General features: G+C 66.4%; 16 protein-coding genes and 1 pseudogene. 11 read left to right on the top strand and 6 right to left on the bottom strand.

Annotated elements, in window-relative coordinates:
* The first annotated feature begins 343 nt into the window (after positions 1-343).
* On the top strand, positions 344-2248 hold the full coding sequence (locus ETD86_RS12235; RefSeq protein ID WP_170223034.1) for an NHL repeat-containing protein: 1905 nt from the start codon (positions 344-346) through the stop codon (positions 2246-2248).
* Between the two features lie 126 nt (positions 2249-2374).
* On the opposite strand, the pseudogene ETD86_RS12230 reads toward ETD86_RS12235, so the two are convergent.
* A pseudogene (locus tag ETD86_RS12230) lies at positions 2375-2672 on the bottom strand (IS701 family transposase); the annotation flags it as partial.
* 330 nt (positions 2673-3002) lie between these two features.
* On the opposite strand from ETD86_RS12230, the gene ETD86_RS12220 reads away from it, so the two are divergent.
* Positions 3003-4139 (top strand): hypothetical protein, encoded by a 1137-nt coding sequence (locus tag ETD86_RS12220; protein WP_138666247.1) that lies wholly within the window; start codon positions 3003-3005, stop codon positions 4137-4139.
* A 487-nt stretch (positions 4140-4626) separates the two neighbouring features.
* Here ETD86_RS12220 and ETD86_RS12215 read toward each other — a convergent pair whose 3' ends face one another.
* Positions 4627-5415 (bottom strand): hypothetical protein, encoded by a 789-nt coding sequence (locus ETD86_RS12215; protein ID WP_138666246.1) that lies wholly within the window; start codon positions 5413-5415, stop codon positions 4627-4629.
* Between the two features lie 739 nt (positions 5416-6154).
* On the opposite strand from ETD86_RS12215, the gene ETD86_RS12210 reads away from it, so the two are divergent.
* Both ETD86_RS12210 and ETD86_RS12205 read left to right on the top strand, forming a co-directional pair.
* Positions 6155-6781, top strand: a complete 627-nt coding sequence (locus ETD86_RS12210) for a ClpP family protease (protein ID WP_138666245.1) — start codon at positions 6155-6157, stop codon at positions 6779-6781.
* Positions 6778-7368, top strand: a complete 591-nt coding sequence (locus tag ETD86_RS12205; protein ID WP_138666244.1) for a ClpP family protease — start codon at positions 6778-6780, stop codon at positions 7366-7368. Before ETD86_RS12210 ends, ETD86_RS12205 begins: the two co-directional genes overlap by 4 nt.
* Positions 7369-7395: 27 nt before the next feature.
* Here ETD86_RS12205 and ETD86_RS12200 read toward each other — a convergent pair whose 3' ends face one another.
* Positions 7396-7752: a helix-turn-helix domain-containing protein gene (locus ETD86_RS12200; RefSeq protein ID WP_138666243.1), complete on the bottom strand. Its 357-nt coding sequence runs from the start codon at positions 7750-7752 to the stop codon at positions 7396-7398.
* Between the two features lie 480 nt (positions 7753-8232).
* Between ETD86_RS12200 and ETD86_RS12195 the strand changes: the two genes are divergently transcribed.
* Positions 8233-8892: a VOC family protein gene (locus tag ETD86_RS12195; protein WP_138666242.1), complete on the top strand. Its 660-nt coding sequence runs from the start codon at positions 8233-8235 to the stop codon at positions 8890-8892.
* A gap of 1099 nt (positions 8893-9991) precedes the next feature.
* Here the strand turns inward: ETD86_RS12195 and ETD86_RS12185 are convergent.
* Positions 9992-10657, bottom strand: a complete 666-nt coding sequence (locus ETD86_RS12185; RefSeq protein WP_138666241.1) for a TetR family transcriptional regulator — start codon at positions 10655-10657, stop codon at positions 9992-9994.
* A 97-nt stretch (positions 10658-10754) separates the two neighbouring features.
* Between ETD86_RS12185 and ETD86_RS12180 the strand changes: the two genes are divergently transcribed.
* Positions 10755-11930 carry a cytochrome P450 gene (locus ETD86_RS12180; protein ID WP_138666240.1) on the top strand — a complete coding sequence of 392 codons (1176 nt, stop codon included), beginning with the start codon at positions 10755-10757 and terminating at the stop codon, positions 11928-11930.
* A gap of 492 nt (positions 11931-12422) precedes the next feature.
* Positions 12423-13397: a VWA domain-containing protein gene (locus ETD86_RS12175; RefSeq protein ID WP_138666239.1), complete on the top strand. Its 975-nt coding sequence runs from the start codon at positions 12423-12425 to the stop codon at positions 13395-13397.
* Between the two features lie 136 nt (positions 13398-13533).
* On the opposite strand, the gene ETD86_RS12170 is transcribed toward ETD86_RS12175, so the two are convergent.
* Both ETD86_RS12170 and ETD86_RS12165 read right to left on the bottom strand, forming a co-directional pair.
* Positions 13534-14535: a magnesium and cobalt transport protein CorA gene (locus ETD86_RS12170; RefSeq protein ID WP_246147870.1), complete on the bottom strand. Its 1002-nt coding sequence runs from the start codon at positions 14533-14535 to the stop codon at positions 13534-13536.
* Positions 14536-14780: 245 nt separating this feature from the next.
* The gene (locus ETD86_RS12165; protein ID WP_138666237.1) at positions 14781-15719 is read right to left on the bottom strand and encodes a LysR family transcriptional regulator; all 939 of its coding nucleotides are present in this window, start codon (positions 15717-15719) and stop codon (positions 14781-14783) included.
* A gap of 17 nt (positions 15720-15736) precedes the next feature.
* Here ETD86_RS12165 and ETD86_RS12160 point away from each other — a divergent pair, with 17 nt between their 5' ends.
* The 4 genes from ETD86_RS12160 to ETD86_RS12145 all read left to right on the top strand — a co-directional run bounded on the left by ETD86_RS12160 (position 15737) and on the right by ETD86_RS12145 (position 18520).
* Positions 15737-17158 (top strand): MFS transporter, encoded by a 1422-nt coding sequence (locus ETD86_RS12160; protein ID WP_425465628.1) that lies wholly within the window; start codon positions 15737-15739, stop codon positions 17156-17158.
* A gap of 3 nt (positions 17159-17161) precedes the next feature.
* On the top strand, positions 17162-17431 hold the full coding sequence (locus ETD86_RS60040) for a DUF899 family protein (RefSeq protein WP_211369993.1): 270 nt from the start codon (positions 17162-17164) through the stop codon (positions 17429-17431).
* Positions 17432-17515: 84 nt separating this feature from the next.
* On the top strand, positions 17516-17938 hold the full coding sequence (locus ETD86_RS12150) for a PPOX class F420-dependent oxidoreductase (RefSeq protein WP_211369992.1): 423 nt from the start codon (positions 17516-17518) through the stop codon (positions 17936-17938).
* Between the two features lie 72 nt (positions 17939-18010).
* A complete protein-coding gene (locus ETD86_RS12145) occupies positions 18011-18520 on the top strand; it encodes a pyridoxamine 5'-phosphate oxidase family protein (protein WP_138666236.1) in 510 nt (169 codons plus the stop codon).
* The last annotated feature ends 192 nt before the right edge of the window (positions 18521-18712 follow it).

Genomic DNA, 18712 nt, shown 5'->3' with positions numbered 1-18712 from the left:
CTCGACACCCTGCCCAGAGACCAAAACGAAGATCAACAAATCACGCAGCCGTCACGCTGGGCGAAGCCACCCAACCCCGTGAATCATCGAGGCTAGGCAGCTCGGGCGCTACTCGTTGATCGCTCCTCTGAGTTCGTGTGGCGTTTGATCCGGCCTTCCATCGGCACCACCAAGAGCGATCGTTCTCGGGCTAGCACCAGGTCAGAGTGGTGCGCATTTCGGCACCCATAAGACGGCGTCCCAGGGGCGAGGTCAAGACTGCCGCTCAACCTTGATTGATTATGCCCTCTTATGATACGAATTGCGCAAATATCGGACTGGTCCGTAAATGGAAGGCACCCCCATGCCGTTCAACGCAGTCGTCGCGGCCGTCATGGCCGCCGTCCTGACGACGGGCGCACCGGCGCCGGTCGTCGAGGACCTGGGGCCCGCGTCGTCGGTCACCTCGATCAATGGGTCGGAGTTCGTCGGCGACAAGCTCTACGTCGCCACCGGCGGCATCAAACCGACCAGGATCGGCGCCTACGACCCCGCTCAGCGCAAGGTCACCTCTATCACCGAGCTGCCCTCGGGCGATGGTGCCTGGGCCACCGCCGTCGTCGGCACCGACCTCTACGTCGGCACGTACACGCCCGGCGACATCCACAAGGTGGACACCACCACCGGGACGGCCACGAAGGTCGCCGACGTCAAGCCGGACAACTTCGTCTGGTCCATGGCCGCGTCCGGCGACGGCAAGCTCTACGCGGGCACCTACCCGGGCGGCAGGGTCGTCGAATACGACACCGCCACCGGTCAGACCCGCGACTTCGGCCAGGCGGCCACTGGCGAGCAGTACGTTCGCAGCATCGCGGTCGACGACACCACGATCTACGCCGGCGTCGGCGCACACGCGCATCTGATCGCCATCGACCGGGCCACCGGAGCCAAGCGCGAGATCCTCCCGCCCGAGCTGGCCGACCGCACTTTCGTCGCCACGCTCACCTTGAAACAGGGGCTGCTCGCGGCCGGCCTGTCGGCGACCGGTGACATGCTGCTCATGGACACGGCAGACCCGTCGAAGTACACGCTGGTCGACGCGCCAGGCGACTCCTACGTGACCGCCATCGAGATCGACGCGGCCAACAACGACGTCTACTTCGGTACGCGTCCCTCGGGCACGCTCTACCGCTACGACCGCGACACCGCCGAGCTGGAGAAGCTGGTCGTGCCGTACGACGGGGCGTATTTCAACCGGATCTTCCTGCGCGGCGGCAAGGTCGTCGCGGTGCTCACCAGCCAGGTCGTCGAATACGACCCGGCCACCAAGGAGCTGACCGGCGTCGACCTCACCCAGGCCGGCATGCCGCCCGCGCCGGAACTCGCCATGGCCATCACGGCGACCGAGGATCGGGTGCTCGTCAGCGGCAAGGCCGGGGTCCAGGTGCACGATCTGGCCACCGGCACGAGCACGCGCACCTTCTTGCCAGGCGAGGCGAAGGTGATGACCCCGATCCGCGACCAGGTCTACCTGTCCGTCTATACCCTGGCGTACCTGTTCAGCATGCGGCCTGACGGCTCCGACCTGCAGCGCCTCACCCGCGTCGGCGCCGACCAGAACCGCCCGCTGGCCGCGCACTACGACAAACGTAGCCGCCGCCTGCTGGTCGGCACCCAGCCGGAGTACGGCCTGCACGGTGGCGCCCTGGCCCTCTACGACCCGAGCAAGAACGCCGTCGAGGCCTTCCGCGACGTCGTCGAGAACCAGTCGATCAGCGCGATCACCAGCTTGCTCGGCACCGCCTACGTGGGCAGTGAGATCTACGGCGGCCTCGGCACCACTCCGATCGAGCCCGAGGCCAAGCTCGCCGCCTTCGACCTGCATACCAAGCAGGTCCGGTGGAGCCTGGTCCCCGTGCCAGGAGCCAAGCGGATCAGCGCGCTGACCGAGCAGCGCGGCAAGCTGTACGGCATCGCCTCCACCGGAGTCATCTTCGAGTTCGACCCCTGGCGCAAGAAGGTCACCAGGACCGTCCCGGTGCCGGTGACAGGTGGGGGCAGCGGCTCGCTGGTCGAGGCCGGCGGCAAGATCTACGGCACCGACGGTAACCAGGTCTACCGCCTGGACACCAGGACCATGACCGTTTCCACGGTCGTGTCCGGACTGGCCGCCCAGGCGTACGGCACGCAACCGCTGCTGGCGGCCTCGCCTGACGGCACCAGCCTCTACGCGCTGAAGGCGCGCAACCTCGTTCGGATCAAGCTCTAGTAGTGCTTTGTCAGGCCTGTCGATGGCTGTTGCGGCGTAACGGTTTCAACGTTCGATGGCAGGGAGGGCATGCGCCGGTCCAGGTCGCGAGTAACAGTTGTAACTCGCGGATGACCCCGTAGAGGGTCAGACCGGCGCAGCCGCTTCTGGGTCGAGTCGCAGCATGGTGATGAACGGATGCGCGGCGGTGACAAGAGTGACGTGGCGGTGCCAGCCGGTCCAGGACCGGCCTTCGAAATGGTCCAGTCCCAGGCCGGTCCTCAGCTCGCGGTGATCATGCTCGATCCGGCCGACCTGATCTTGCCGTATCGGATCAGGTCGGCCGGGTCGGCATCAGCAGGCAGCTGGACCGCCACTACCTGACCGGCTCGCTCTCGTCGTTGGGCCACTGCGCGATCAGCCACCGCTCAGGAAGAGTGCCGTCGTTGTCGCCGGCGCCCTTGGCAGCGGTACAGCGCCCGTAGAGCGCCGGCTTGACGGGCGAGGTGGCGAACGCGACGTACTCGCGGCCAAGCTCTTGGCCACCGACAGGCCACGCTCGACGTAGAACCGTTTGGTCATGGCGACGTCAGCAACTCCCAGCGGAAGCACGATTTCGTCGATCGGCCGGTGAGTGGCCTGGAAATGATGCTCTGTGTTCACTTGCCGTTCCGAGAGGGGAGGTTCCGCTGGTAGGCCCGAGGCAGAAGATCAAGGCGCGTCCCCTGCATAACGCACGGCACAGCCCCGTGATGCGATTGAGAGGAATGCCCTCATGTCTGGATCCTTGTCCCGTCGGTCCTTACTCGCCGGCGTGCCCGGTGTCGGCCTGGCGGTCGCCCTGCCCGGCGCCGCTCAGGCGGCGACGGCCTACGCGGCCTTCCGCGTCGTACGCAGCCGACCTGGCGAACCCGGCCGGCCCGAGGTCGTGCTGCCCGTCGGCTACGAGATCCTGCCCGGCGCGAACTACTCCGTGGCCTCACGTGCGGAGTACTACACGTTCGTGCGTGGCCCGCAGAACGCTGCGGGTATAGAGGTCACCGTCCGTTGGCCGGATACGCACATCGAGGCCGTCGTCCACCAGGACACCCGGCTGGCGCTGCGCCACGTTCCCGGCGACAGGCACAGCTTCTCGTTCACGCTGCCGATGACGCAGTCCTCGGCCGACGCGAACCAGCCGACGCTCCAGGTATGGAGCTTCCCCGATATCTCACCGGGAATGAACTGGCGGATCGAGCACAACGACCCTGACCGCGTCGCGGGTCCATGGACGTCGGTGCCGTGGCCGGCCGGCCCGGTCAAATCGGTGGTGCACCAGCTCGTCGCGGCACACGCCATCCTCCGGGACTCCGGCTTGGTCGAGGTCGCCGCGGCGAAGGGACATAGGTTCGTGCTGATGGGCTTTGAGACCAACAACACCTTGCACGCCGACAATCCTCCCCACTGGCACATCTCCTACAACTCCGGCCCGAGCTTTAGCTCGCCCACCCACAACCCGCATTTCTGGCTGGACTCGGCGGGCCGCAACTTCTACAACGGCATGGACGTCACCGGCATGGGTCGGCTGCGATACTACGTGGGCGATCCCGCGCCTCTGTACGACTTCGTGGGCGACGCGAACGGCGGCCGCGGCAATCTCGTCGTCACCTTCACGCTTCGGCAGGACGGCGGCATCGACATTGCTTCGCCTGAAGGCCGTACGTACGCCATCGCGGCGGGGCACGACGGCGATCTGGTGGAGGATGTCATCGCGCTGCGTGACGGTGAGCCCTGGCTCCGCGTCAGCACCGAGGACCGAGTTCAGCAAGGTGTGCTCGTCGTGCGGGTCAGGGGACTGCAGAACCGCGCCGAGTCCAGCGTGCGTGTCTACCGCTACGACCGGTTGACGGGAGTGCTGAAGAACGAGCCGTAACGAGCGGCGTCGGGCAATCCCGTACATATGGTCGGCCGGGGTGTAGGTGGCGAGCTTGGAGTAGTCGTAGATCTCGTTGCGCTCCACGACGTAGTCGCCGCATGCGCAGAATGAGGGCCTTGACCGCAGCTGTCGTGGGCGGTCGTCCGGGACGGCGCTGTCCGCGAGTCCCACTCTCTGGCCACGAGTTTGCGGTGCCAGGCCAGCAGGGTGGCCGGAGTTTTCGGGAAGATCCTTCCCCATTGGGGGCGGGGTATCAGGTGCGAGAGCGCCGCGCGCCACATGCGGTCGGCTGGCTCGGAGCGCACCCGTGTGACTTGGCGGCGTAGGACCAGGTCCTGATGCCGAAGCACCGTAGCTCCGCCTCCATGGAGACGCTGCTCTGCAGCAGGAGCCTTTCCATTCCACTGGACGAGGGGCTCTGCGCTGGAAGTGATTCGAGTTCTTGAGCCCCACAGGCTTCCGCCGCCGTCTGATCCGCATACGGTCAGCAGCCCACTCTCCGGCTGCTCAGCGCGATGTCGTCGATCCACACGTCGTAGGCGGCGGGGGTCGGGTTCTCCTGGTAGAGCTGCCAGCCCAGCTTGATCGTGTCGAACCGCGGGAAGACGAAGTCGACCGGGTTGCCGCCGTGTTCCCGGGTGGACACGGTGAGCTCTGGCTTGGCCACCCCGTCGAACCACAACGAGATGCGGTTGTCGCCGGCATCCATGTGCCACTCCACGCATGTCCATGTCCCGGCGACGGAGGGCGCGGTGGGTTGCCAGTTCGTCCAGTCCCCGGTGGGGCCGCCGTCCGCGCCGACGCCCCAGTACGCGGCTCCGCCGTGGGGCGGCGGGGCGTACTGGCCGCCGAGCGGGCGGACGATCTCGGGTCCGTCGCCGGTCGCCTCGATCAGCGTGTAGTGCGCCCAGGCAGGCGCGGTCGGGAACGCGCCGGCCCGCAACCGTACGCGCCCGTAGAAGCTGTTGCCCGGCGCGGCGAAGTCGTCCACCTTCAGAAACGCGCGGCCGTTGCCTTCGGTGTGCACACGCAGCACCTTCTGCCCCTGCCGCCCGCCGCGCTCGACGGTGAGCGTGCCGTGCTTGGTGTCGATTCCCCAGCGGAGACTGCTAGCGCCGCCGATGGGCATGGCCTGGAAGTCCTCGCAGAACAGCAGGTTCGCCTTCGCGCACGTACGCGCGTCCGTCTGAGCCGAGGCGGAGGGGGCCGCCGGAGCGGCCGTCAGCGGCACCATCAGGAAGGACACAACGGCGCGGGCCAACCATGTACGCACGACGACTCCCTTTGACGCGGATGTGGGTGAGCGGGAGTAAGGTACGCCATCCGGCGTCCAGAGGAGGGCGCGTGGCGACAGCCGCCGATAACGGCGCTGGTGGAGGGGCTGTGGATGGGGAAACTTTCAGTGGGGAGGCCCATCAGGAGGTTTCGTAGAGTGCGGCCGGGAGGGCGGCGGCGTAGAATCATGGCCTGGTCGCCGGAAGATCTCCGCTCAGCGGCGGCGTTTCACGAGCCCGGGCAACGCCGTAAGCCGGAACCTGTCGGCGTGGTCCACCGTGGCCGGCCATGCAGTTCGATGTCCTTGGACAAATCGGCCTGATGCAGCACCGCAAGCACGCCGAGCAGATCTCTCATCAACCGGTGGAGCGCCGACAACACTTCGAGATGGTCCCAGCCACCGCCCTGATCATCCGGCAAAACCCAAGTTCAGAGCACGAAGTCGTGTTCCCGAGCGGGACACCTGCAGAAGGGCCCGGAACGCGCCACGAGCGGCCTCCGAGAGATCCCCATCGTCGAATTATTTTCGCTGAGATCACCTCACTGTCGAAGAGGCGGGCGGCCACGAGATCCTCATCGATCTCCAACCGCTCGGCCGCTCGATTCCAGGACCGCAATGCTCCGAACTGGGGCCGGAAATCGAGTTGTCCCTGCTCAGGAGTTCTCTCTGCTCAGAGCAGATCTGCCCCAGGCGGATCGTGTCGACGCCGATCCGGATCGCCTCACATGATGGACACATGAGCGAAGAATCGAAACTTCCGCTGTTCAACGCGCGGGTAAGACGTGAGCTCTACGAGCAGCGTGTTCTCGTTCTCGACGGCCCTCTCGATGACGACAATGGGACGCTGCTGGCCACGCAGCTGATGGCACTCGCCACGCAGGACGTGTCGTCCGATATCGCCTTGTGGATTCACTCCCCGGGCGGCTCGGTTCCCTCGATGCTTGCCATCCGCGACATCATTCGACTCATTCCCTGTGATGTATCGACCCTCGTGCTGGGCATCGCTTACAGCGCCGGGCAATTCTTGCTGTCGTCGGGGGCCCGAGGGAAGCGCCGCGCCCTGCCGCACGCACGTGTCCTGATGCACCAAGGCTCGGCGGGAATCGGCGGCACCGCAGTCGACATCGAACTGCAGGCCGGCGACCTACGGCATACTCGCGACACGGTGCTCGGTCTTATCGCCGAGGACACGGGTCAGCCCGTCGAACGCATATTTGAGGATTCTCTGCACGATCGTTGGTACACAGCGCAGGAGGCACTGGAGTACGGCTTCATAGATGCGATCGTGCAGAACTTCGACGAAATCGCGCCACACAATCGCCCACGGCCCGGATTCGGCGTCACCGAAGGAGTCGGCCAGTGACCACATATACGATCCCGAACGTCATCGCCCAGAATCCTCGTGGCGAGCGGATCATGGATGTTTACTCGCACCTGCTCACCGAGCGAATCGTGTATCTGGGCACCGCAATTGACGCGGGCGTCGCGAACGCGCTCATCGCGCAGCTGATTTTTCTGGAGTCAGACAACCCCGACGCCGAAATACAGTTCTATATCAACTGCGAAGGCGGGGATCCGAGCGCAATGCTCGCGATATACGACACCATGCGCCATATCCGCCCCCGGGTTTCGACAACCTGCGTCGGACAGGCTGTCGCGGTGGGTGCCGTCCTTCTCGCCGCGGGTGCCGAAGGAAAACGTGCCGCTCTCCCGCACGCACGAGTGATCCTGCACCAACCGGCCGCTCAGGGGCGCGGAACGATCCCCGATCTCATCTTGCAAGCCGACGAGGTCGTACGGGTCCGGGCAGACATCGAGCGCATCCTGTCACGGCACACCGGCCAGACGATCGAGACCCTGCGCGCCGACACCGATCACGATCGCGTGTTTACCGCGACCGCGGCCTTGGAGTACGGGCTCCTCGATCAGATCATCAAGGAGCATTCATAGGCCCGTGGATAACCCCGGCGAGCCGCGCTACGCGGCCAGAGCATATGCCGCCGAGCAGGTAGCACCTCTCGACGTGCTGTGCTGAGCAGACCGCAAGCTCTCGGCAACGGCGAGGGTCAGATCGACCAGGGTCACATCCAGCGCGCCGGCGACCGCAGCGATCATTTCGCTCGACGGCTCTTTGACGCCTCGTTCCATCTCGGAGAGATATTGCGGCGAGACTCCGGCGCGACTCGCCGTCTCGCTCAACTTCTCGCCCCGCTCGTGACGAAGACCTCTCAGACGCTCACCGAGCACGTGCCGCCACAGCGGCTCGCGAGCCGGAGACGGCTTGGGGGCGGTCCGATCGATCGCTGGACGTAGCGGCGGGATGGAGGAGGCCATGCCTCACCATAGGCAGACGGCGCGTTCCAGTTCTGCCTGCTTCGCGCAGAGCAGAACCATCCCTGTCTCCTCCGCTCAGCCTGTGCCGGTCGACAAATTCGCGCCTGGGTGTGAGTGAGCTGGGGTTTTGTCAGCGGCAGCGTGGGCTGGTCCGGGAGCCTTTCAGGGGCTGTGGTCCCTCGCATACATGATCGTGCGGTGGGTGCTGGAGCGCCGCAGGAGATCCCGCCACGGTCATCGCGCGCGGATCGTCGCGGTAGTCGGTCCTTGGTCAGATCCGGCCCTGAAACGGCAAGATCACCTCGTCAGGCATCTTCTGTGTCGCCCCGTCCGCACCGCCATCACCTGTGAACCTCCAGGCACTCCGTGTGGCTGCCTCGCGTGCAGCCATCAGTAGCCCGATGGATCACCGAAGGCATGCTTATTGGTCATCCGCGTGCGGGCCGTGCTGTGATCCCGCTGTTCCGGCGAAAGGACGCGATGAGCATCAATGACGAGTGGGACATCGATCACGGCGAGAGCCCGACGGGCCGGCGGCACACGCTCCGCTTGGGTGGCGCGGTGGGGCTGGGCGCCCTGCTAACGGCCACGGGCGGCGGATTCGCCGCCCCGGCCTGGGCAGCGCCGCCCACCGGGGAAACGGCGGAGACACGACCGGGGGAAACGTCCGCCCCGGCGGCCTGCCCCGCCAGCGGGAGTGTCGGCCCCTATCACTTAGGTTTCGTCGTGCCGGACATCGAGGCCGCCATGCGCGACTTCAGCCGCACGGTGGGCATCGTATGGAACGCGATTCGGGAAGGGCGGCTGGGGGACTGGGCCTACCGCATCGTCTTCTCCCGGCATGGTCCGCTCTACACGGAGTTGATCGAGGGGCCCGTGGGCAGCCCCTGGGACCCCGGCCAGGGAGCTCGCTGCGACCACATCGGATTCTGGGCCTCCAGGATCGACGACTGCTCGAACCGTCTCGTCGAGAAGGGGTGGCCGCTGGACTTCGACGCCCGCCCGTACGGTCGTCCCTTCACCTACCACCGGATGACGGGCATGGGATTGCGGCTGGAACTCGTCGACGTCTCCGTCCAGCCGGAGTTCCTGCGCACCTGGAGCCCGGACGGGCGGCCCATGCCGGCGCTGGACTGTTGACCCGGGCCGGAAGCTACGGGGAGCCAGCAGCCGAAAACTACGATGAGGAGTTCATGCTGGTCGCCGCACCTGAGCTGAAGGCGGCGCCGGGGACATGACCGCTCAACCGCACTCCATCCTGCTATCCAGCAAGGTCGGCAGCCGCCCAGTGGGCCGAGGCGTGTGGCAGTTTCGGCACTTTCCCCGGTGCCCGGCCCGGGAAGGGGTCGGGCTGCTCAGGAGAGCCCCTGCAGTTGGCGGCGAATGGCATCGGTCGTCGTCTCGGGGGAGTTGTTGAAGAAGAACCGGATCCCGGGTGAGGCCCCACCAGCACGTTGATCAAGCGTTCGAAGAGGATGGTACGAGCGCTGAGCGTCGTCTCGTCCAGGCCTGGATGCAGGCTGTAGTCGAGCTCGCGGGGGGTGGAGGCCGATCGTCAGGATCTTGGTCATGGTCATTGCTCCTACCAGGGGACAGCGCCGTCGCGATCGAAGAACCCACCGGTCGGTCCGGCCGCGTCCAGGTCGCCAGCCGGATGATCGTGTCGGTGCCCTCGGTGCCTTCGGTGCCTTCGGTGACGGTGTGGATGCCGGTGTGCTGGTTCATGTCGGTGGCGGGGAAGCCGCTGCGTTGATCTTGGATGCGTACTGGGAAACGATCATATTGAGTGCGGTCTTGGACGAGGGGAGGCCAGGTTCAGCAAGCTAGATTCGGGGCGGGCCGGGTCCAGCTCGACGAACTCCACGTCGAGCCCCTCACCGGCCAGTTCGTGCACCGTGCGCATGCCGCGTTCTCGGTCCCTGGCGGCCAGGAACACCTGCCACCTTCTCCCGCGAGGCGGCGCGCGGTCTCGCGGCCCAGACCCTTGTTCGCTCCGGTGACCAGCGCCACCGTGGTCACGTCTGCCATGGTTCGATGATCGGTACGCGCCGCTCTGCTCCGCCAGGACCGGTGAGCCGTGGGACCGGCGGCACCACCCCGCGTGCGATCTTTGCGGCACGATGGAGAGGTGAACCGCGCCGAACTCGCCGAGGTGCTGCGCCGCGCACGTGATCGTGTGCGACCGCAGGATCGCCGTTTCGCCGGGCTCGGTGGTGAAAGCGCAGGTGCGGGCGGGGTTTCACTGGTTGTCGGAGGTAGCGGTCCTGACCTGATCGGCGCGAGGGGCGCGGCCTAGTGTGTTGAGCCCTTTCATCGCTAGGTCGAAGCCGCGTCTGGCCGCCTTGAGCTGCTCCTGTTCCGCGGGGCCGGACCGCTCGTAGCTGGCCATCGCCGCTGCCTGCGCCGCGCCGATCATGGAGCCGACCGCTGCCGCCGCGCTGATCGGGTCGAGCTCGTCAGGGCACGCCTCGACCAGCGCCTCAGCCATCCCTCGTTGGATGTCGAAAAGGACTTGCAGCCCCTTGGCCTGTACGGCGGGCACGGTCATCACCATGTGCTTGTAGACCTCCATCCGCTCGACGTCACCTGCCGTGGGCCCCTCGGTCAAGTAGTTGACGATTTCCACGTCATACAGCCGCATCAGCAGGCCGGGAACGCTCTCGTCAGGCTCGCGCTGGGCGATCAGCCTCCGCGCCGCCTCCACGTAGGAGCCCGCGTTGCCGAAGACGACGTCCTCCTTGCTCGGGAAGTAGTTGAAGAAGGTCTTCATCGCCACATCGGCCGCAGCGGCGATCTGCGCGACCGTGGTGCCCTCGTAACCCTGCTCGGCGAACAGTCTGAACGCGGTGTCGACGAGCAACTGCCTGGTCTGGCGCTTCTTGCGCTCGCGCCTGCTGTCCTCCATGGGCAAAATCTTACATCATCACTAAAGTTACATAAGTTGTACTTTTCCTCATGGGGGTGTTATCTCGGAACTGAAGCCGTCAAAGAGAGGCGAACAGATGTCCTTGCTGACACAACGACAGGCCGGATGTCCTTTCGACCCGGCACCAGAGCTCGCGCGCCTGCGCGCCGAGGAACCCGTCTCCCCCCTGACCTATCCAGACGGACACGAGGGCTGGCTGGTGACCAGCCACGCCCTGGCCCGTGAGGTGCTGTCCGACCCGCGCTTCAGCCACAAGGCCGAGCTCCTCCACAACCCGCTCACAGGAGTGGGCATCAGCGACAAGCCGCAACCGGCGCCTCCAGGGGCGTTCACCGCGATGGACCCGCCGGAGCACACCCGCTACAGGCAACTGCTGACCGGCCAGTTCACCGTCCGCAGGATGCGCCGGCTCACCGAAAGGATCAAAGCGGTCACCGCAGAGCGACTGGACGCCATGCAGGAGGAGGGCCCGCCCGTGGACCTCGTCCAGGCGTTCGCCGTGCCCATCCCCGGCCAGGTGATGTGTGAACTACTCGGGGTGCCCGAGAGCGACAGGAGTCGGTTCTACGACGAAATGGCCGTCCTGGGGCGCATGGACGTCTCGCCGGAAGACAAAGCCGCCACCTTCATGTCCCTACGCGGGTACGTGGCCGAGCTGATCCAGGACAAACGCGCCAACCCCACCGACGACATGCTCAGTGGCCTGGCCGGCAGTTCCGACCTCACCGACGACGAGCTGGCCACCATCGGTTTCATCCTGGTGGGCGCGGGACTCGACACCACAGCCAACATGATCAGCCTGGGCGCCTACGCTCTGATGGGCCACCGCGACCAGATCCCCGCCCTGCGCCGGCGCGGCGCCGCCGAGGAACTGCTCAGATATCTGAGCATCATCCCCGCCAGCGTGCGCGCCGCGCTGGAGGACCTCGAGCTCGGCGGGGTCCAGATCAAGGCGGGCCAGTCGGTCACCGTCTCGATCCCCGCCGCCAACCGCGACCCCCAGCACTTCGCCGAGCCGGACACACTCGACCTGCACAGGTCGGCATCCGGACACGTGGCCTTCGGACACGGCATCCACCAGTGCCTGGGGCAGCAACTGGCGAGGGTGGAGATGGAGGTGGCACTGCCGGCGTTGTTCGACAGGTTCCCCACGTTGCGGCTCGCCGTGCCGGAGGAGGAGGTTCCGCTGCGCGACGACATGTTGATCTACGGTTTGTACGGGCTGCCCGTCACCTGGGACCCGACGTCGTGAAAATCAGCGTCGACCCCGCGATCTCACTGGACGGCGCCTGATTGTTGGCATGAGTCCGGGGACGGTGTTGGTGCGAGAATTGCGCCATCGCTCTGACCAGACACTTCCATCGAGCCTTCGATCACCAGCTGAGCGTTCGCTCAAATGTGGTTGAGCGGACGCTTAACCGGTTTGAGCGATAACGCACGAACGCCAGTCGGACATCATGGGTCACCAACACGGCGGCACAGCCGAATGAGCCGCACGGCGGCGCTGGTCAGAACGGGGGTGGGACGCTCAGCGGGCCGGACCAGGAGGTTCACTGCTCATGCAGCCTCACCTCCTCACCCTTGGCCGCCGGTCCTGGCGGTATCCGGAAGAACCGGCCGCGCATGTGTGTACCGGCCGGGGGTAGACCTGCGGATGTCCGCATGCGACAGGCACGCCGAGGAGAAGTCAGGCCGCGGGCGCTGCTCTGCTCCGGGGCGCCAGTGCTGTCCGCGGGGAGGCAGGATGAGCTTTCAGGCCGCCGGATGGTTGTGGTTGTTCGTGGCCTTGGCCGCCGCCGTGGCCGGATACGTCGTCGTGCAGCTCCTCCGGCCTCGTTACGCCGCGCGTTATACGAACCCGAGGTTGCTGGACCTGGTGGCACCGCACCGGGCGACCTGGTCGCGGCACCTTGCCGCGGGGCTGTTCGCGCTGGTGATGGGGCTGCTCATTGTGGCTGCCGCGCGCCCGACCGCCACGGTTCTCGTGCCCCGGGACCGGGCCACCATCGTGGTGGCGATCGACGTGTCGCTGTCCATGGTGGCGACCGACATCCCGCCGTCCCGGTTGCAGGCGGCCAAGTCCTCGGCGAAGAGGTTCATCACCAGTCTGCCTGAGCGCTTCAACGTCGCCCTGGTGTCCTTCGCCCGATCGGCGGCCGTGGTGGTCTCGCCCACGGTGAACCACGAGGCGGTGGCTCAGGCCGTCGAGACGCTCCGGCCCGCATCGGGCACCGCCATCGGCGAGGCGGTCTTCTCCAGTTTGGACGCCATCCGTTCTTTCGACCAGCAGGCGGCCAGCGACCCGCCGCCGGCGGCCATCGTGCTGCTGTCGGACGGCGACAACACCGCGGGCCGCACGGTGCCGGAGGCCGCCCAAGACGCTGCCCGGAGCAAGGTGCCGGTCTCCACCATCGCCTTCGGCACCCCGAACGGCACCGTGGAGATCGACGGCCGCCAACTGCCGGTCCCACCGAACACCGAAACGCTGCGCACCTTGGCCGAGGGCACCGCCGGGCGGACCTACGACGCTCAGACGGCCAACTCGCTGGATGAGGTGTATCGCAGCATCGGCAGTTCGCTCGGCACCATGGCCAAGACTCAGGAAGTCGGGTCCGTGGTATTGCGCTGGGCGCTCGTGCCGGCGTTCGCGCTGGCCGGCCTGTCGCTGCTGGCCCCGATCAAACCGGCCTGGTCACGCCGTCCTGCCCGCGGCGGCTGACAGCGGGTGCGGACTCATGGGCCGGAGCCGTGGGGATCGAGCAGGATGATGACGGTCAACAGGACGATCCAGGCGACGACCGCGGCAAGGACAAGTCTGCTCGGGGAGGGTCCGCGGGGGAAGAAATTGGGCGTTCTCATAGCCATCCGCTCTTTCGCAGCAGCCGGTGGACGATGAGCACGGCGATGACCATGACGGTCAAACTTAAGGGGTAGCCGAGCAGCCAGTGCAGTTCGGGCATGTAGTCGAAGTTCATGCCGTAGATGCCGGCGATCATGGTGGGGACGGCGATGAGGGCGGCCCATGACGAGATTTTGCGCATGTCGGCGTTCTGTTGCATGGCCACCGTGCTCTGCTCACGGCCGACCAGGGCCAGGTGGGCGCTCAAGGCGCTGGTGAGCAGCTCGTTGTGCTCGTCGACCTGGGCGTCCACGCGGAGCAGGTGGTCCAGGACATCGCGGAACTGATCGCGGGTGCCGGCACACAAGGTCACCCGGCCTTTGACGATCTCCTCCAGGACCGGTACGAGCGGGTCCTGGGCGGCCCGGAACTCCAGGACCTCGCGCTTGAGGGAGTAGATGTCGGCGGTGACATCGGTGTGCTCGCCGCTGAAGACCCGACGCTCGAGCGCGATGAGATCGTGCTCGACCTCGTGGGAGACCTGGGAGTAGGTGTCGACGACCTGGTCGCAGATCGCGTACAGCACCCCGGCCGGCCCGGCCGCCAGCAGGTCGGGATCGGATTCGACGCGTTGGCGCACTCCGCTCAGCGGGTTGGCCTGGCCGTGGCGGACGCTGATGAAGAAGTCATCGCCCAGGAACAGGTTGATCTCGCCGACCTCGATGTCGGAGGTCTCTTCCACATACATCAGCGGCTTGAGCACCATGAACAGGGTGTCGTCGTAGCGTTCGAGCTTGGGCCGCTGATGGGCATGGATGGCGTCCTCCACCGCCAGCGGATGCAGTTTCACCTCGCTGGTGATCAGATCGAACTCCTCCTGCGTGGGCTCGTGCAGGCCGATCCACAAGAAGCAGTCGCCCCTGGCCCGGGCTGCGCTGAAGGCATCGCTGATGTCGCCGCTGATGGTCTCACGCACGCCATTGCAGTAGATCGCCTTGTTCACAATCACAGTGGGCATTCTCGCGTATCCGCGCAATCCTCCCATCTGCGCCGAGACGGTGACCGATCCCCACCCCGCATCGTCACTCCAACCTCCAGAAAGCTGGGCAGTGGCGGGCGAGGAGTATTTCCGAGCGGGACACGCTCTGGAAGGTTTCGATATCAATCCGACCGTCGCTGGCTTGAACCGCTCGACACCCGACTGAGAATTGATCGGACCGTCGGGCTGCGCCGGTGTCGACGCTGAAGCAGCTGGTAGCCGGGTCAGGTCCGGGCTAGTGGAGACTGCTGAGCCAGCTCGCGCGAGACTTGAACGGCGATCTCGATGGTGCGGGCCGCAAGCGGCGACTGACCGCCGCGTCCAGGGCACCAGTGAAGGTAGATCTCGCGCGTGGGTGCGGGGTCAAGTTCGTGCACCTGCAGATCTGGCCAACCTTCTGGTCCATGAATCGCGCCACAGGAGCGGCACACGACGTGATGAATCGCAAGCCACGGCAGAACGGCGAGCCCCATCCCGGCGCGCACCATCGACAGGATCGTTTCGTTTCCCGCTGAGCGGAACACGATGCGCGGCTGTGCGCCTGCGTCCGCGAGGAACTTCTCCAATTTGGGCTGGTCACAGGTCGCTGGCCAGGCCACCATCGCCTTCCCGTCCAGCTTCTCCGCGGCCACGGGGCCGGCCGGCAGGTCTCCTGGATGCGCCACCACCAAGTAGGGGTCCTCCATCAGCAGGACGTGTTCCGCTTCATCGCTGATCAGTCCGTCGTAGAACAGGAGGTCGAGATCGCCGATCTGCGCGTCGTCCGGCTCCGCTTCCGAGAGTCTGATCTCGCAGTTGGGATGCTCGTCCCGAAGGCGGCGCAGCACGGTGGGAAGGATCACGTTGGAGACGCTCTGCAGGGTGCCGACGTCGATTCGGCCATCGCCGGCCTTGAATCGATCAACCGCATGCGCCAGCGCTTCGGCTTTCGACAGCAGCTCCCTGCCTTGCTCGAGCACCACGGCTCCGAGAGGAGTTATCCGCACCGGCCTTGGACCACCGGGCCGATCGAACACTGAGCCGCCAAGAGCCCGCTCCAGCGCTGCGATGTGCTGGCTCACGCTCGACTGGGTGTAGCCCAGTCTGCTCGCCGCTCGGGAGAACGTCCCCTCCTCCGCGATCGCGATCATGGTCGTCAGCTGCCGCAGGTCGACGTCGGCCATGGCTCCATGTATAACACATGGCGATGGATTCGATCGTAAACATTCGCTTTTCTCGATCACTCATCGCTTCTAGCGTCGACGGCATGACAGTTTCGACAACCAGGGTCGACACCGGTGCGGGGATCCGCACACGCAGGCCGCCGTTCGGGCTACCAGCCCTGGCGTGGACCCTTGGGGGCGTGCCACCTCGTTGCTCGAGCCGGCGCGTTCGTGCAGCCGATGCTTGTGCTTTACCTGACCCAGGAGCAGCGGATGGCTCCGACGGCGGCGGGTGCGTGGTGGCGGCTGTGGGCATCGGCGACTTCGGTTCGCAATTGCTGGGCGGATGGCTCGGGGACCGGTTCGGACGTCGACAGACGATGCTCCTAGGGTTCCTGGGGACGTCAATTGCGCTGGTCGCCCTGGGATCGGCCGACACGACGCCGGTCATCTGGGCGGCGGCAGTCGGGTACGGCCTGATCGCGGGGCTCTTCCGCCCGGCCGGCTCGGCGCCCGTGGCGGACCTCCCGCCCGAACAGCGGGTGCGGGCGTACAGCCTGCTCTATTGGGCTGCGAACCTCGGGTACGCCATCGCCGCAACGGCTGCCGTGGTCTTGGTAAGTCACGGCTACAGCCTGCTGTTCTGGTTGAACGCGGTCGCCATGCTGGCCGCGGCGTTGATCGTGGTGGCTGCGGTGCCGGAGACCCGCTCGGCCTCGAGCCACCCTCGGCGTGCGCTGCTGCCAGCGTTGCTCGGCGACCGCCTGATGTTCACCATGGCTCTGATCCACGTGGCCTACTTCACGCTGCTCATGCAGGCGTTCGCCACGTTGCCGCTGCTGATGACAGCGCAGGGGCACGGCGCGGCCGCCTACGGCGCCGTGCTCGCCCTCGACGGGCTCGCCATCGTCATCCTTCAGCCGCTGGCCGTCGTTGTGCTGGCGCATCGTGACCGCGGGACAGTACTCGCCACCTCCATGCTGTTGGCAGGCCCGGGCGGCGGTCTGGCCGCCGTGACTCAGAGCAGCGCCGGCTTTGCCGCGCGGTCCTCATCCTCACCCTCGGGCAGATCGGGATGGCCGTCCAGTTCGGCGCCACGTTCGCTGACTTGGCGCCGCCTGATCTGCGCGGCAGATACATGGGCGTCGCTTCGAGCACGTGGAGCCTCGGCGTCACCCTCGGCCCGGTGGCCGGCACGGCGCTGCTGGAGCACACCGGCAGAATCTGGCTGGGCGCCACCGCCCTCGCTACGGGGGTCCTACTCTTCTTGGCGCAGCAAGCCGTCGCTGGATCCCTGCGCGCGCGGCAGGCAGGTCGGTCATGATGGCCACGACCGGCCTCACGCGGCAGGCTGCGGCGCCCAGCATGGTCCGAGTCGCTGTGGCTTCTCGGGCTCGAGGACATGCCTCCGCTGGTCAGTGCTGGACGGAGGTTCCTCACCGCGAGCATCCTGGTGGTAGGGGGTGCTCCTCGTGCGGCATGGGTCCGGGACGGCACTGGCGAAGGCCGCGGCATCAGCACCTTCCTCCGGCGGCGAGGCAGATGTTTTCCACGTCTACTCCACCTACGCTCGAGGCGCCGACCTGCTCAACAGCACGTTCAACTACCTCGACCTCACCGCGCTCGGCCGCCCGGACACAGCTGGTCGCCAGCCAGCGGCTGGTGGTGGCGGCGACCCGACGAATACGAGCAAGAGAAACCATCGTCCACGCGATCCACGAACACACCGGTGAGGCGCGATGAAGCCGGCCGCGAGGCTGTAACACAGCGCCACCGTTAGCGCGGAATCGCACCATCGAAACAGAAGGAACACACCGATGACAACAATGACCGACAACGAATGGCGATCCTTCCTCACAGCGGGAACAAGGCTTGCCCACATAGCTCTCACCCGCCCCGACGGGCGACCCCACGTCACCCCGGTCTGCTTCGTCCTCGACGGCGACGAACTCGCCTTCGCCCTATCCCCTGGGAGCGTCAAGGGCAAAAGCCTGGCCCACGACCGGCGAATCGCACTCTGCGTCAGCGATGATCGGCAACCCTACAGCTTCGTCACCATCGAAGGAGAAGCACACGTCTCCGCCGAGCCGGACCAGATCAAACACGTCGCCGCACGCATCGCCAACCGCTACTACCCCTCCCAACCCGCCGAGGACGTCGCTGAATCATTCGTACGGGAAGGCTTCACCGCAGTTCGCATCAGCATCACCAACGTCATAGCCCGATCCGGCCTCGGCTGACACGCCCCACGCCCGAAGAGTTCCGAGAACTTCCCCACCCGAGCCGGCATCAACCGAATCTGAGGAGCGGAGATGGCAGAGTCAGAACCGACAGCCGAGAAGCTGTCCAGCCCTAGCGGCACACCGCTGACGGCACTCACCTGGGCCGACGTACGGACGCGGCTGAGCGACAGCGAGGATTATCTGCTCGCGACATCCGGCGCGGGCGGGCGGGTGCACGTGGTGCCGGTGCTAGGTGTCTGGCTGGAAGGTGCCGTCTGCTTCAGCACCGGCCGGCAGACCCGCAAGGCCCGTGACCTCGCAGAGAATGACAGCTGCGCGATCACCGTTCCCGGTCACGACGTCGACCTCGTGGTCGAGGGCACGGCGCACCTCGTGCGCGACGCTGCCAGGCTGCAACGGGTCGCGGACCTGTTCCCGACCAAGTATCCGTGGTGGCACCCGCTCGTCAGGGAGGGAGAGTTCCACGATCCAGCCGACACCTCCCTGAGCGATCCTCAGCACGTCTTCGCGGTCGCGCCGACGGTGGTGTTCGCGTTCGGCAAGGAGGAAGGCTTCAGCGCAACCCGCTGGCGCTTTTAGACCAGCCACATCCGTCCGCGATCCCAATGGACGCCCGGGCCGATGCGGGCAGGTCCAGGCCCGTCGCAGCAGACGACGGTGCCACGCCAGCAAGGTCGCCGGGGTGACCAGCCGACGAGCGCGCAGGACCGCCGGCAACGTTCGGGCCGGCGCCGCGAGAACGGCTCGTTCGGCCCAGTCCGGCTTCGGGCG

It is taken from the genome of Nonomuraea turkmeniaca, assembly GCF_005889735.1.
Taxonomy (GTDB): domain Bacteria; phylum Actinomycetota; class Actinomycetes; order Streptosporangiales; family Streptosporangiaceae; genus Nonomuraea; species Nonomuraea turkmeniaca.
This window is presented reverse-complemented; position numbering and strand designations above follow the sequence as displayed.